Below are 15,101 nucleotides of genomic sequence, written 5' to 3' on the forward strand. Positions count from 1 at the left end.
GCTCCGCGGTTATCCTGCCGAAGGTTCACCAAGGCCACCCCATGGACAAGCACTACGTACTCGCCATCGACCAGGGCACCACCAGCTCACGCGCGATGCTGTTCGACCGCGCCGGACGCATGGTCGGGGTGGCCCAGCGCGAGTTCGCCCAGCATTTCCCGCAACCGGGCTGGGTCGAACACGATCCGCGCGAGATCCTCACCAGCGTCTACACCACGCTCACCGAACTGCTCAACCGCGAACAGGTCGACCCGCGCCAGATCGCGGCGATCGGCATCACCAACCAGCGCGAAACCACCGTGGTCTGGGACAAGGCCACCGGCCAGCCGATCCACAACGCGGTGGTCTGGCAGTCGCGGCAGAGCCAGGCCATCTGCGAGCGGCTGAAAGAGGAAGGCCACGAACCGCTGGTCCACGCGCGCACCGGGCTGCTGGTGGACGCCTATTTTTCCGCGACCAAGATCCGCTGGATCCTGGACCATGTCGACGGTGCGCAGGCGCGCGCCGAGCGCGGCGAACTGCTGTTCGGCACGATCGACAGCTGGCTGGTCTGGAACCTCACCGGCGGCGCCGCACACGTCACCGACTACAGCAATGCGGCCCGCACGCTGCTGTTCAACATCCACACCCTGGCGTGGGACGACCAGTTGCTGGCGCTGCTGGACATCCCGCGCGCGATGCTGCCCGAGGTGCGCAGCTCCAGCGAGGTCTACGGCACCACCCAGGCGCAGTTCTTCTTCGACCAGCACATTCCCATTGCCGGGATCGCCGGCGACCAGCAGGCCGCGCTGTTCGGCCAGGCCTGCTTCGAACCGGGCATGGTCAAGAACACCTATGGCACCGGCTGCTTCATGCTGATGCACACCGGCACGCGCCCGGTGGATTCGCGCAACGGCCTGCTCACCACGATTGCCTGGGGCATCGACGGCCGCGTGGAGTACGCGCTGGAAGGCTCGATCTTCGTGGCCGGCTCGGTGGTGCAGTGGCTGCGCGACGGGCTGCGCATGTTCGGCAAGTCGAGCGACTGCCAGGCCTATGCCGAACGGGCGCCGGACAATGGCGGCGTGTACATGGTGCCGGCCTTCGTCGGTCTGGGTGCACCCTATTGGCGCAGCGACGTGCGCGGCGCGGTGTTCGGCCTGAGCCGCGGCACCACGAAGGAGCACTTCATCCGCGCGGCGGTGGAATCAATGGCCTACCAGACCCGCGACGTGCTGGCCGCAATGCAGGCCGACGCCGGGATCGACCTGAGCGAACTGCGTGCCGACGGCGGCGCGATCACCAACGACTTCATGGCCCAGTTCCAGAGCGACCTGCTCGGCGTGCCGGTGCTGCGCCCGCAGGTGGCCGAAACCACCGCGCTGGGCGCCGCGTACCTGGCCGGGTTGGCCACCGGGTTCTGGCGCAGTCGCGCGGAGATCGCCGAGCAGTGGGCGGTGGACCGCCGCTTCACCCCGCATATGCCGGCCGACCAGCGCGAGGCGCTGTATGCCGGCTGGCAGCAGGCGGTGGAAGCGACGATGGGGTTCCGGGTGGGATGAATCAGAACGCCGGCAGCACCGCGCCCTTGTATTTCTCGGCGATGAACGCCTTGACTTCCGGGCTGGTCAGGGCCTTGGCGAGCTGCTGGACGCGCGGGTCGTCCTTGTTGTCCGGACGCGCGACCAGGAAGTTCACGTACGGCGAGTCCTTGCTTTCGATCGCCAGCGCGTCCTGGGTCGGGTTGAGCCCGGCGTCGAGCGCGTAGTTGGTGTTGATCAGGGCCAGGTCGACCTGGTCGAGCACGCGCGGCAGCATGGCCGAATCCAGCTCACGGAACTTGAGCTGCTTCGGATTGGCGATGATGTCGCGCTGGGTCGCCAGCGCGTTGCTGGGGTCCTTCAGCGTGATCACGCCGGCCTTGTGCAGCAGGATCAGCGCGCGGCTGTTGTTGCTCGGGTCGTTGGGAATCACCACGTCGGCCCCGACCGGCAGGTCGGCCAGCGACTTGAACCGGCGCGAATAGGCGCCGAACGGTTCGATATGCACGCCGATGACCTTGGTCAGGTCGGTCTTGCGGTCGCGGTTGTAGGCATCCAGGTAGGGTTCGGTCTGGAAGTAGTTCACGTCGACCTGCTTCTGCACCAGCTGGTCATTGGGCTGTACGTAGTCGTTGAAGACCTTCACGTCCAGCTCCAGGCCTTCCTTCTGCAGGATCGGCTTGACCACCGCCAGGATCTCGGCATGCGGCACCGCCGTGGCGGCGACCACCAGCTTGCTGGAGTCGGCAGCGGGCTTGCCGCAGGCAGCCAGGGCCAGCGAAGCAGCCAGCAGCGGAAGCAACAGATAATTCTTCATGGGAGGCGCAATCCGGGGGGGTCCAATAGCCCCCAACCATACCGCAGCCACACTGGGTAGAGCCACGCCCTGCGTGGCTGCCCCCTCACCGATAATTCGTAAGCGCCAGCTCCAACAGCGCCTTGGCCTGCTCGCGCAGCATGGCCGGCTCGATGATTTCCGCGTCCGACCCATAGTGCAGCACGTCCATCAGCAGCTCGCGCGAGACGCTGTAGGGCACCTTGAGCTCGTAGCGGCCATCGGCCAGGAAGCGCCCCTGCTGCTTCGAATGCCAATGCTCGTCGGCCACCCAGCGCGCGGCCTTGGCGCTGAACACGATGGTCGCCCAGCCCTTGGGCGGGCCCGAGAAGATCCCGTAACTGGCGCCAAGCTGCTCGTCCAACTCGCTGTCGTCGACGTCGCGGGCGCTGGTGTCGACCACGCGGGCCTTGTAGATGCGGTCCACCGCAAAGCTGCGCAGGCCTTCGCGGCCGTGGTCCCAGGCGTCCAGGTACCAGTTGTCGCGGTAGTGGGTCATGCGCTGCGGCGAGACCGTGCGCTTGGTCGCCTCGTCGGTGGAACGCGCCCGGTACTCGAACGCCAGCTGCTTGCGCTCCAGCACCGCCGAGGCCACCGCACGGAAGCTGGCCTCGTCGAACTTGCGGCCCCGGTGCGGAATCACCCGGACCCGGTCCACCGGCCAGCTGGACACGCCGGCCTGCGCGGCCAGCAGGCCCTCGATGCGTTGCTGCAGCGGGGCCAGCACCGACGACAGCACGCCGCCGCCGGTGCGCGCCAGCAGGTGCTGGGAGGCCAGCAGCGCGTGCAGCTCTTCGGAGCTGAGCCACAATCCGGGCAGCTCGAAGCGGGCGCTCTCGTCGTCCTGGTAGCGGAAACCGGCTTCGCCATCGCCCTCGACCGGGGCCATCAGCGCGTCGCGCAGGAAGGCCAGGTCGCGGTAGACGGTGGCGCGTGAACACGCCAGCTTTTCCTGCAGGGTCGCCACCGTGACCGGATAGCGGGCGGACTTCAGCAGACGATGCAGGGCGTTGATGCGTTCATATCGGTCCATGACCCGATTATGTCCGAGTCGCCGCCGTTGTGGCGGCCCCGGCCCGAACTTCCGCTATCGTGAACCCCCTCGCCCACCGTCCGCGCCCATGACCCTGCGCCTGCTGCCCGCTGTTGCCGTGCTGTCCTTGCTGCTCTCTGCCTGCGGACAGTCGCCCACGCCTACCGCTCCGGCCCCCGTCAATGCGCCGTCGGTGCCCGCGGCCACCGACCCGGCCCAGGCGGTGCTGGCCGCGAGCCAGCGGTTCGGCCAGCTGCGCAGCTTCCACGCCACCCTGCACATGCAGGGACCGCGCACGCTGGAAGCGACGATGGACTTCGTGGCCCCGGACCGTTACCGGCTGCAGACCGACGAGGGCGTGCAGACCATCATCGGCGACACCTTCTTCCTGCAGCGCGCCGGCGAAGTCCGCCAGGTGCCGGTGCCGCCGGGCCTGCTGGCGCAATGGCGCAGCCCGCTGCCGGCCGATGCGGTGGCTGCCGACCTGGCGGTTGAGGACCTGGGCGATGACCGCGTCGGCGGCGAGACCGCACGCCGCTACCGCGTGCGCCACGCCCGTGCCGCGCCCGATGGCCTGCTGTACTGGATCGGCGCGCAGGGCCTGCCGCTGCGGATCGAACGGCAAGGCGAGACCCAGGGCCAGGCGTTCAAGGCCACGGTGGATTACAGCCGCTTCAATGACGACACGCTGCGCATCGACCTCCCCTGAACAGGCGAAAAGTCCGAACGTCGCCTAAAGCACGGGCGCGGAAAGGAAAAACCGCGTGAAGGCATCAAGTATCATCACGCGTTGCTCCTTCCCCGCCTGATCCGGAGAACCGTTGATGTCTTTGCGCGTGACGTTGTTTGCTTCCCTGCTGCTCAGTGCCCCCGCGGCCTTTGCGCAGGACACCACCGACCTGGCCGCGATGACCTCGCCCTGGAGCGGAAGCGGCGGCGAACTCGGCTTCGCCTCGGCACGCGGCAACAGCAACACCGAAAGCGCCAACGGCCGCCTGCGCCTGCGTTACACCGATGACGACTGGGTGCACAGCATGGACCTGTTCGGCCTGCGTTCGCGTTCGGAATACACCGAAACGAACGATGTGGACGGCACGGTCACCAAGCGCAGCAACACCACCGCCAACCGTTACACCGGCAGCGCCGGCAGCGCGCTGCAGCTGGGCGAACACCGCCAGATCACCGCCACGGTGCGTTACGAGCGCGATGATTTCGCCACCTACGACCGCCAGAGCTCGTTCGGTCTGGGTTACGGCACCCGGCTGATGGACCGCGACCGCTTCTACATGGACGCGCAGATCGGCCCCGGTGTACGCCGCACCCACAACACCGAAGACGATGAGACCCGCACCGGCCTGATCGGCCGCGGCCTGTTCGACGTGAAGTACTCGCTGACCCCCAACACCGACCTGATCAACACCCTGCTGGTCGAATCGGGCTCGTACAACACCTTCGGCCAGAACGACTTCGGCGTCTCGGTGAGCATGAACGAGCACCTGGCGCTCAAGGCCGCCTGGCAGGCCCGTTACAACAGCGACGTCGCTGAAGACAAGCGCAAGACCGACACGCTGACCACGATGAACGTGGTCTACAAGTTCAAGTAAGCTCTCAGCCGGCGAGCAGCTCGCCGGCGCCCCCCTCCAGCAACCCCTGCGCCACGGCCTTTCCGAGCGCATCCGGGTTGGCAGCCGGTCCGCGCGCTTCCGCGCGGACCAGGCGGCCATCGGCCACCCCGCCGACCAGGCCCTGCAGGAACAGGTTCTCCCCTTCCCACTGCGCGTAACCGGCGACCGGTACATGGCAGCTGCCATGCAGTGCGCGGTTCATCGCGCGCTCGGCTTCCACGCAGGCGCGCGTGCGTGCATCGTCCAGCGCCGCGAACAGGGCCATGACCCTGGCATCGTCGCCGTTGCATTCCACGGTGACCGCGCCCTGCGCCGGTGCCGGCAGCCATTCGGGTGCGTTGAGTCGCGCCACGATCCGATGGCCCAGGCCCAATCGCTCCAGTCCGGCCACGGCCAGTACGATGGCGTCGTAGCCACCGTTGTCCAGCTTGGCCAGGCGCGTGTTGACGTTGCCGCGCAGGTCCTGCAGGTCCAGGTCCGGGCGCAGCGCGCGCAGCTGGGCCTGGCGGCGCAACGAGGAGGTGCCCACCCGCGCGCCGATCGGCAGCGCATCCAGCGACGCGTAAAGATTGGAAATGAAACCGTCGGCAGGATCGTGCCGGGCCAGCATCGCCGGCAAGGCGAACGGCGCATCCAGCTCCATCGGCACGTCCTTGAGCGAATGCACCGCGCAGTCCGCTTCACCGCGCAGCATGGCCAGCTCCAGCTCCTTGAGGAACAGGCCCTTGCCGCCAATGGCCGCCAGCGAGCGGTCCAGCACTTCATCCCCGCGCGTGCTCATCGGTACCAGCACCACCTCCAGCCCGGGATGCACCTGGCGCAGGCGGTCGGCAACGTGTTCGCTCTGCCAGAGGGCAAGCGGGCTCTTTCGGGTGGCGATGCGCAGGGTATCCATGCGGGCATTATCGCCTACAGATGCTTCAGATCCTGCTTCAGGCTGGCCACGCAGCGGCGGCTGACTTCCAGCGGTGCCTTGCCATGGCGCAGCACCGCCTGGACCTGGCCTGCGCCATTGCGTCGCAGCTCCACCAGCTCGTGGCGGGCCACCAGGCAGTTGCGGTGGATGCGCACGAAGCGGCTGGCGAATTCCTCTTCCAGCGACTTCAGCGATTCTTCGATCAGGTCCTCGCCACGTGCGTGGTGGACCACCACGTACTTTTCCTCGGCCTGCAGGTAATGGATGTCCTCGACCGGGATCAGGCGCAGGCTGCCTCGCAGGCGGGCGCACAACAGGGTGCGCGCCTGCTGGCTGGCTGCGGCGGGCTGGCCGTTGCGGCCGGCCAGGAACATGCGGGCGCGCTCGAGTGCAGCCGCCAGGCGCTCGCTGCGCACCGGTTTCATCAGGTAGTCGATCGCCGCCGCCTCGAACGCCGACAGCGCATGCGCGTCGTAGGCGGTGCAGAACACCACCGCCGGGCGCGGCTCGAACGTGGCCAGGTGGCGCGCCGCCTCCAGCCCGTCCAAACCGGGCATGGCGATGTCCAGCAGCACCAGGTCCGGCTGCAGCTCGGCGCACGCATGCAGGGCCTGCTCGCCGTTCTCGGCTTCGGCCACGACCTCGACGCCGGGCTGCTCCGCCAGCAGGCTGCGCAGGCGCTCGCGCGCAAGCGGTTCGTCGTCGGCGATGACCACTCTCACGCAGGCTTCCTCACTGGACGGGCACGAAGATGTCGCAGGCATAGTAGCCGTCGGCCCATGCCCCCGTCATCCGCGCGGCCGGGCCGAAGCGCCAGGCCAGGCGGTGCGCGATGTTGCGCTGTGCATGGCCGGCGCCCTGCATCAGCGGCAGCGCGCGCGCTTCGGGATCGGGCGCCGGATTGCGCACCTGGAGATGCAGCAGGTTGCCTTCGCAGGCCAATGAAATGACGATCCTGCCGCCGTCCGGCAGGCGCGAAATGCCATGCAGCACCGCGTTCTCCACCAACGGCTGCAGGACCAGGCGTGGCATCGGCAGGGTCAGCGGCAACGCGTCTCCACGCTGCCATTCCACCTGCAGCCGATCACCCAGGCGCAGCGATTCGATCGACAGGTAGGCCTCGGCCAGCTCGCACTCGGCCTGCAGCGTGGAATCGCCCTCGCCCGCACCCAGCGCGGCACGGAACAGGTCGGAGAGATCGAGCACCGCGCGCTCGGCCACTTCCGGGTCGCGCCGGACCAGGCTGGCGATGAGGTTCATGCTGTTGAACAGGAAGTGCGGGCGGATCCGCGCCTGCAGTGCGTCGGCCTGCGCGCGCGCATTGGCGACGGTCTGCGCGCTCCAGCGGTCGCTGACGTAGAAGTAGCGCAGTGCCAGCGCCACGATCAACGCGGTGACCGTCGCGCAGCCCAGGGTGAACCGCCAGAAGCCCACGTCGCCGGCGAAGCCGGTCGCGCCGAGCGCCGCAAAGAGGGCGTGCACGATGCCGGTGCACACCGCTGCGATCAGCGCCGTCATCGCCACGGCCACTACCGCACCCAGTGCTTCCGGCAATCGCGACAACAGCGTGCGCGCGGCGCACAGGCTGACCGTGACCGCCAGCGCCAGCCACAGCGACAGCGCACTGGCCGACAGGAAGTCAGGCACGCTCCACTGCCGGGTGCCGTCCGGCGCCAGCGCCACCACCACCACGACCAGCTCGGCCAGGCCGAGCATCGCGCCCAGCCGCGGCAGGCGGCACAGCTCCGGCAACCACGGCTGCTGGCGCGGGTCGTTCATGGCTCAGGCCGCGCGGAAGCGTGCGTCCAGCCAGTCGCCCAGCGCGTGGATTTCCTCGGCGCAGACCTGGTGGGCCATCGGGTAGGAATGCCATTCCATCGGGAAGCCCAGGCTCTTCAACATGCCGGCGCTCTCCACCGCGATGCCCTGCGGGATGACCGGGTCATGCGCGCCGTGCGCCATGAACACCGGCGGACGGATGCCGTCCGCCACGCGTGCATCGGCGGCGGCCTTCGGATCCGGCAGATAGGTGGACAGCGCGATCAGCCCGGCGATGGGCCGTGTCCAGCGCAGTGCCGCGCTCAGGATCACCGCCCCGCCCTGCGAGAAACCGGCCAGCAGGATGCGCTCGGCCGGGATGCCGCGCGCGATTTCAGCTTCCACCAACGCATCCAGCGCCTGCACCGACGCGGTCACCCCGGCCGCATCGGCGCGCGAAGCGAAGTCCATGCTGACGATGTCGTACCACGCGCGCATCGGCACGCCGTTGTTGATGGTGATCGGCTGCACCGGCGCATGCGGAAACACGAAGCGGATCGCCGGCCAGTCCGGGCGCAGCAGCTCGGGCACGATCGGCGCGAAGTCGTGGCCATCGGCGCCCAGGCCGTGCAGCCAGATCACGGCCCATTGCGGGTTGGCGGCGGTTTCGTTGACTACGGTTTCCAGCGTGTGCGACATCAAGCGGCTCCAGAACGTTCTGGCCGCATTATGGGGCACGCGGAGCGCCGGATCAGTGTCCGGCGCGTTCGGCCGCCGCGCGGCGCAGTTCCGCAGCGCGTACCAGGATGGTCGGCGGGCTGGTCTCTTCGGGGATCTCCATCAGCCGCAGGCGGTGCAGCAGCTGGCCGGCACGACGGTCGGAGGTCAGCGCAACCACCGGGATCGCCAGCACCATGCCCACCACCACCGGCGCCATCCAGGCGGCCAGCGACGGCGACACCGCATAGGCCAGTACGCCCATGAACAGACCGAACACGCTCAAGCCGCCGTAGCCCTTGATCAGCGCTGGCCAGGAAATGCCGCCATCGTCGCGCTGCTGCGCGTCCCAGCCCGAATCCTTGCCGGCCAGCACTTCGGCCACGCCACGCGACTGCACGTACATCACCACCGGCGCCATCAGCGCGGCCAGCACGGTTTCCAGCAGCATCGACACGAACGCGCGGATACCGCCGCCGCAGCCCCGGCGTTCGGCCGGGTCCAGCAGCATGGCGAAGTAGCCCAGCACCTTGGGCAGCAGCAGCACCGCCATGGTGATCGCGAACATGCGGATCACCTGGGTTTCGTCCTGCTGGCGCCAGTAGACGCCGGGGGAGAGATGCAGCACTTCGCTGAAGTCGATGCCGCCCTGGAACAGCGGAATGGCAATGCCGATCAGCATCAGCATCGCCCACATCGGCGCGGTGAAGTAATGCCCGATGCCGATCATCATGTGCATCCGGCTGACCCAGTGCAGGCCGCGCGAACCCACCACCTTGGCGTGCTGCAGGTTGCCCTGGCACCAGCGGCGGTCGCGCACCAGCATGTCGGTCAGGGTCGGCGGACCTTCTTCATAGCTGCCCTTGAGGTAGGGCACCATGTGGGTGGCCCAGCCGCCGCGACGCATCAGCGCCGCCTCGACGAAATCATGGCTGAGCACGTGCCCACCGAATGGCTGCCGGCCCGGCAGCGGCGGCAGGCCCGCGTTTTCGGCGAAGGCCTCGGTGCGGATCACCGCGTTGTGGCCCCAGTAGTTGCTCTCCGCGCCGTGCCACCACGCCACGCCGCGGCCGATCACCGGGCCGTACACGCGCCCGCCGAACTGCTGCATGCGTGCGAACAGGGTGCGCCCGCCGATCACCGCCGGCAGGGTCTGGATCAGGCCCACGTCGGGGTTGTGCTCCATGCCCGCGACCAGGCGCACGATGGTGTCGCCGGTCATCAGGCTGTCCGCGTCCAGGATCAGCATCTGCGGATAGCCGGCGCCGAAGCGGCGCACCCAGTCGGCGATGTTGCCGGCCTTGCGCCCGCTGTTGCTGCCGCGACGGCGATAGAACAGGCGTTCGTGCCCGCCCACGGCCGCGCACAGTTCGGCGAAGGCCTCTTCTTCGGCCGCACCGATGTCCTCGCGACGGGTGTCGCTGAGCACGTAGAAGTCGAACTGCTCCAGCTGACCGGTGCTGGCCACCGACTCGTAGATGGCCTGCAGCCCGGCCAGCAGGCGGCGCGGGTCTTCGTTGTAGGTCGGCATCAGCAGCGCGGTGCGGGTATGCACCTGCGGCAGGGGCTCGTCCGGGTCGATGCCCAGCTTGTAGCCGCGGTCGAACACGGCGGTGAGGAAGCCGGCCAACGCACCGGCGAACGACAGCGCGATCCAGGCGAACAGCGCCACGAACAGCACCAGCAGGCAGCCTTCCAGCACGGTGATGCCATTGACCGCCAGCACCTTCCACATCATCGCGGTGGCCGCGACGGTCATCGCGGCGGTGCCGCCGAAGATGTAGAAGCGACGCAGGGCGATCATGCGCGGCGCGGTGCGCTGGCGCGCTACCTGCAGGCGTCCGTCGACGAAGCTCTGTTCGGGCATGCCCAGCGGGGTTTCGGCAGGCAGCACGGACCGCCCCGCATCAAGGGCGGTATTGACGTCCTGCACACTCATGCGTGGCTATCCTGCGCGCCCGCGCGGCCGTGGGCGGCGGCGGGCTGATGTCTGTGACTGGCGGAAACCACGAACTCTCCAACGGCGCTGAGGCGAAAAATGCGGCCCAGCATAGGGGGGCAAATGTAAGCCGCGCGCGAAGGGCCTTTCCGTTGATTCCCCCCATTCAGCAAAGTGGAGGGGGAGCAAACCGGGTAGATCGCGGCGACGCGCTGCAGCCCTTGCGGCACAAGGCTTTGCCTATTCAGGCAGATCGGGGGCGCGACGCCAGCCGGCTCAGGCAGCCTTGGCGGTGGCGGCGGGACCCGGTCGTCCCCGACCCCCGATTGCGCAGATCAGCCCCCAAAGGGCCTGGTCAGGCCGTGGCAGCGTCGACGGCGACGTCGGGCGCCAGCTGCGGCTGCGCCAGTGCGCGCAGGCCGACATGGGAAAACTGCAGGTGGGCCAACAGGTGCTGCGCCTGGGTGGCAACCGGGCACGGCAGGATGCGCGGGCCGGCCTCGGGGCGCTCAGGGGACATCACTACGCTCGACATGGTCTGATTCTTCTCGGTGCATTCCAGTTCGCCGCAGGGCTCCGTGCCGCGCGGAATGCGCACCCTATATCAATTCATGGACGAATGTGTGACGGCACATCCGCCCGGCCCGGCCGCCCTACGCGGCATGGGCGACCCGCGCCGGGACCGAAGCGCCACCGTCGGTGCGGAAGATCGCCACGGCGGTGCCCAGGTGCTGCGCCTGCTCTTCCATCGCGCGCGCGGCGGCGGTGGCTTCTTCCACCAGCGCCGCGTTCTGCTGGGTGGTTTCGTCCATCTGGGTGATGGTCTGGTTGACCTGCTCGATACCGGCCGACTGTTCCTTCGACGCGGCGGAGATCTCGGCCATGATGTCGTTGACCCGGCTCACGCCGCTGACGATTTCTTCCATGGTGCGGCCCGCGGCCTGCACCAGCGCCGAGCCTTCGGTCACCTGTTCCACCGAGTCGTCGATCAGCTGCTTGATTTCCTTTGCGGCACCGGCAGAGCGCTGCGCCAGCGCACGCACTTCCGAAGCGACCACCGCGAAGCCGCGGCCCTGCTCACCGGCGCGGGCGGCCTCGACGGCCGCATTGAGCGCCAGGATGTTGGTCTGGAACGCGATACCGTCGATGACCGAGATGATCTCGGCGATGCGCTTCGAGGCCGCTTCGATGCCCGCCATCGTCGTCACCACCTGGCCGACCACCTGCCCACCCTGCGCGGCTACCTCGGCAGCGCCGGCTGCCAGCCGGTTGGCCTGCACCGCATGGTCCGCGTTCTGGCGCACGGTCGAGGTGAGTTCCTCCATGGACGCGGCGGTTTCTTCCAGGCTCGCCGCCTGCTGTTCGGTGCGTCGCGACAGGTCGCTGTTGCCCGACGCGATCTCACCAGCGGCGAGGTTGATGCTGCCGGTCGCCTGCTGGATACGGCCCACGATGTCGGTCAACTGGGTGACCGTGGTATCGGCGTCATCGCGCATCTGCGCGAACACGCCATGGAACTCGCCGTGCATGCGCGCGGTCAGGTCGCCGACCGCGATCGCGCGCAGCAGGGTGGAGATCTGCTGCAGGTTGTCGTCGCTGACCTGCATCATGGTGTTGAGGTTCTCGACCATGGCGCGGAAGTCGTGCTTGAAGCGCACCGCATCGCCACGCTGGCTGAAATCGCCGCGCGCAGCGGCACCGGCCAGGTCGCCGATCTGGGAATTGATCGCGCGCAGGTTGGCCTTGGTGGTGTCCATCGCCTCGGTGAAGGCGGCCTGCTCGCCAGGCAGACGGTCCATGTCCTGCGACAGGTCGCCCACTGCGTAACGCTGCATCACGTCAACCAGGCGGCGGGTAACTGCGATGTTCGCCCCCACCAGCTGGTTGGTGTCGGCGACCATGCGCCCGTACTCACCCGGGAACGCATCTGCGTCCATGCGGAAACCGAGTTCGCCGCTTTCATGGCGGCGAGCCATCTCACCCTGTGCGGCCATCACTGCACGGAGTTGCCCGCGCATGCGCTGCATCGATTCGAGCAGGCGCCCCACTTCGTCGTCGCGCGCAGCCGGCAGCGCACTATCCAGCCTGCCGTCGGCAATGTCGGCAGACAACCGCACCGCATCCGCCAACGGCCGGATCGCCTGGCGGCGCAACAGTACGTACACGCTCGCACTGAGCACCAGCGCCGCACCCAGGCCGACAGCCAGGATGATCCACAGCAGCGCACGCGCCTGTTCGGTGATCAGGGCATACGGAACGATCACGCCCAGCGCGAAGCGCTCCTGGCTGCCGCCCACGCGCAGCGGCACATAGGCCTTCACGTTACCTGCCGCATCCGGCTCGAAGGCTTCGAAGCGCTGGTCGCTGGCGACTGCCGACAGGATCCGGGCCGTCAGCGCGTCGTCGCGACGCTGCCCGATCTGCTTGGCGTCCCGTGCCGCCAGCACGATGCCGCCCGGGGAAATCAGCTCCACGTGGCCCTGCCCCATGGGACGCAGCGCGGCCAGCCGCTCCTGGAGCGCGGCAAGCCCCACGTCCACGGTCACCACGCCGAGGAATCCGCCCTGATCCAGTACCGGGGTCGACAGGGTGCTCATCAGCACCTGCTTCCCGCCAATCTCATACTGATAGGGCTCGCTCACGGTCTGCCGCTTCAGTTCGCGCGGGCGCAGGTACCAGTCGCCGTCGCCCGGAACGTCGTAGCCCTTCAGCACGTCCTGCACCGGCGTGCCGTCCTGCCAGGCCCAGTAGCTCATGAAACGGCCGGTGGCGTCGTGCGCTTCGGCATCGACGAAGTCGGCATCCTTGCCGTCGAATGCCTGCGGCTCCCACAGCATGCCCATGCCGGCCCATTCCGGGTGCGACTGGACCTGCTGCCGCAGTACCTGTGCGGCGGTGATGCGGGTCAGGCCGCCGGCCTGGTGCTGCACCACCAGACTGTCGGCCAGTGCCTGGCTGGTCGCAAACGCGGCCGCCAGATCGGCGCCAACCCGGCGCGACTCGGCTTCAGCCTCGCTTTCCATGGTCCGTTGCGATGAGGCCAGCAGTGCCTGGCTGGCCTCGCGGTAGCTCAGCGCCGCCGTGACGCCGAAGCAGAGCATGGCGATCAGGGCGGTACCGAGCATCAGACGATTGGCGATGCTGCCGGGGCGCTTGGAGGCAACGGAAGGAGACGCGGACATGCGGGGGGAATCCAGGGGAGTCATCCCCCGGTAACGGCGCTGTGCTACCGATGTTGAGGGCCGAATCCTGACCCGGTTCAGTGACCGCCGGGGGCAGCACCCTCTGAGTGCGGCCGGCCCAGGCGCTCCACCAGGGTCTGGCTGGCCGCGTTGAGCCCGACCACGTCCACCTGCGCGCCGTGCGCACGCAGCTTGGCCGTGACCCGGTCCAGCGCCCCGACCGCGCTCAGGTCCCAGAAGTGGGCGTGGGTCAGGTCGATCACCACCCGCGCCGGGACGTGCTGGTAATCGATGCTTTCGGCGAACTGGCCGGCCGAGGCGAAGAACACCTGGCCGCTGACCCGGTAGGTGCGCACGCCGTCGGCGTCCACCTCATCGGCCACCACCAGCAGGCGGCCCACCTTGCGTGCGAAGAACAGCGCCGAGAGCAGCACGCCGGTCAGCACGCCCTTGGCCAGGTCATGGGTGGCCACCGTGACCACCACCGTGGCCACCATCACCACCGAGGAGCTCTTCGGGTGCAGGCGGAATTCGGCGAACGAGCGCCAGTGGAAGGTGCCGATGCTGACCATGATCATCACCGCGACCAGCGCCGCCATTGGAATCTGCCGCACCCACTCCGCGCCGTACACCACCAGCAGCAGCAACAGCACCCCGGCCCACAGGCACGACAGCCGGCCACGCCCGCCGGAGGACACGTTGATCACCGACTGGCCGATCATCGCGCAGCCGCCCATGCCGCCAAACAATCCGGCGGTGATGTTGGCCAGGCCCTGCCCCGCGCACTCGCGGTTGCGCTGGCTCGGAGTGTCGGTCATGTCTTCGACGATCTGCGCGGTCATCATCGATTCGAGCAGGCCCACCACCGCCAGCGTGGCCGACACCGGCAGCAGCAGTTTGAGGGTGTCCCAGGTGAGCGGCACGTCCGGGAACAGGAACACCGGCAGGCTGTCGGGCAGCGCGCCCATGTCGCCCACGGTGCGCACCTCCCAGTGCAGCCCGATCGACAATGCAGTCAGCACCACGATGGCCACCAGCGCCGAGGGCACCGCCCGGGTGATGCGGGGAAGCAGGTAGATGATGGCCAGGCCGGCGGCGCACACCGCCCAGACCTGCCAGGAGCGACCGATCAGCTCCGGCATCTGCGCCAGGAAGATCAGGATGGCCAGGGCGTTGACGAAGCCGGTGATGACCGAGCGCGACACGAACCGCATCAGCGCACCGAGCTTCAAGGCGCCGGCCACCACCTGCAGAAGACCTGCCAGGATCGTCGCCGCCAGCAGGTACTGCAGGCCATGGTCCTTGACCAGATCGACCATCACCAGTGCCATTGCGCCGGTGGCGGCCGAGATCATGCCGGGTCGGCCACCGGCGATGGCGGTGACCACCGCGATGCAGAACGAGGCGTAGAGGCCGACCTTGGGGTCGACCCCGGCGATGATGGAAAAGGCAATCGCCTCGGGGATCAGCGCAAGCGCGACCACGGTGCCGGACAGCAGGTCACCGCGGATGTTGCCGAGCCATTGCTGGCGCAGCGGGTATGAAACGGACATGGGGGTCAGGGCGATTCCAGAAG

13 protein-coding genes are annotated in these 15,101 nt (G+C 68.4%); 3 read left to right on the plus strand and 10 right to left on the minus strand.

Features of this window, described 5'->3' with window-relative positions; all coding sequences use genetic code 11:
* The first annotated feature begins 41 nt into the window (after nt 1-41).
* Nucleotides 42-1,541 (plus strand): glycerol kinase GlpK, encoded by a 1,500-nt coding sequence (gene glpK, locus C2U58_RS11235; protein WP_102945936.1) that lies wholly within the window; start codon nt 42-44, stop codon nt 1,539-1,541.
* Nucleotide 1,542: 1 nt separating this feature from the next.
* Here the strand turns inward: glpK and C2U58_RS11240 are convergent, their stop codons facing one another.
* Together C2U58_RS11240 and C2U58_RS11245 are read right to left on the minus strand one after the other, a co-directional pair.
* Entirely contained in the window at nt 1,543-2,337 is a 795-nt protein-coding gene (locus C2U58_RS11240) for a MetQ/NlpA family ABC transporter substrate-binding protein (protein ID WP_102945937.1), read from the minus strand.
* Between the two features lie 85 nt (nt 2,338-2,422).
* Complete coding sequence (locus C2U58_RS11245; protein ID WP_070208709.1) at nt 2,423-3,388, minus strand: YafY family protein; 966 nt, start codon at nt 3,386-3,388, stop codon at nt 2,423-2,425.
* A 94-nt stretch (nt 3,389-3,482) separates the two neighbouring features.
* Between C2U58_RS11245 and C2U58_RS11250 the strand changes: the two genes are divergently transcribed.
* On the plus strand, nt 3,483-4,097 hold the full coding sequence (locus C2U58_RS11250; RefSeq protein WP_102946134.1) for a hypothetical protein: 615 nt from the start codon (nt 3,483-3,485) through the stop codon (nt 4,095-4,097).
* Between the two features lie 115 nt (nt 4,098-4,212).
* Nucleotides 4,213-4,992 (plus strand): DUF481 domain-containing protein, encoded by a 780-nt coding sequence (locus tag C2U58_RS11255; protein ID WP_102945938.1) that lies wholly within the window; start codon nt 4,213-4,215, stop codon nt 4,990-4,992.
* 4 nt (nt 4,993-4,996) lie between these two features.
* On the opposite strand, the gene hemC is transcribed toward C2U58_RS11255, so the two are convergent.
* The 8 genes from hemC to C2U58_RS11295 form a co-directional block, all read right to left on the minus strand.
* Entirely contained in the window at nt 4,997-5,908 is a 912-nt protein-coding gene (hemC, locus tag C2U58_RS11260) for a hydroxymethylbilane synthase (protein ID WP_102945939.1), read from the minus strand.
* 14 nt (nt 5,909-5,922) lie between these two features.
* Nucleotides 5,923-6,651 (minus strand): LytTR family DNA-binding domain-containing protein, encoded by a 729-nt coding sequence (locus tag C2U58_RS11265; protein WP_102945940.1) that lies wholly within the window; start codon nt 6,649-6,651, stop codon nt 5,923-5,925.
* A 10-nt stretch (nt 6,652-6,661) separates the two neighbouring features.
* Nucleotides 6,662-7,708 carry a sensor histidine kinase gene (locus C2U58_RS11270; RefSeq protein WP_102945941.1) on the minus strand — a complete coding sequence of 349 codons (1,047 nt, stop codon included), beginning with the start codon at nt 7,706-7,708 and terminating at the stop codon, nt 6,662-6,664.
* Between the two features lie 3 nt (nt 7,709-7,711).
* Nucleotides 7,712-8,386, minus strand: a complete 675-nt coding sequence (locus C2U58_RS11275) for a carboxylesterase (protein WP_102945942.1) — start codon at nt 8,384-8,386, stop codon at nt 7,712-7,714.
* A gap of 52 nt (nt 8,387-8,438) precedes the next feature.
* Nucleotides 8,439-10,343, minus strand: coding sequence for a glucans biosynthesis glucosyltransferase MdoH (gene mdoH / locus C2U58_RS11280; RefSeq protein ID WP_070207473.1), 1,905 nt, complete (start codon nt 10,341-10,343; stop codon nt 8,439-8,441).
* A 355-nt stretch (nt 10,344-10,698) separates the two neighbouring features.
* A complete protein-coding gene (locus C2U58_RS11285) occupies nt 10,699-10,878 on the minus strand; it encodes a hypothetical protein (protein WP_146033449.1) in 180 nt (59 codons plus the stop codon).
* Between the two features lie 118 nt (nt 10,879-10,996).
* A complete protein-coding gene (locus tag C2U58_RS20385; protein ID WP_102945944.1) occupies nt 10,997-13,525 on the minus strand; it encodes a methyl-accepting chemotaxis protein in 2,529 nt (842 codons plus the stop codon).
* Between the two features lie 77 nt (nt 13,526-13,602).
* Nucleotides 13,603-15,078: a SulP family inorganic anion transporter gene (locus C2U58_RS11295; RefSeq protein WP_102945945.1), complete on the minus strand. Its 1,476-nt coding sequence runs from the start codon at nt 15,076-15,078 to the stop codon at nt 13,603-13,605.
* Nucleotides 15,079-15,101 lie beyond the last annotated feature (23 nt).

Source organism: Stenotrophomonas sp. VV52 (assembly GCF_002893095.1).
GTDB classification, from domain to species: domain Bacteria; phylum Pseudomonadota; class Gammaproteobacteria; order Xanthomonadales; family Xanthomonadaceae; genus Stenotrophomonas; species Stenotrophomonas aracearum.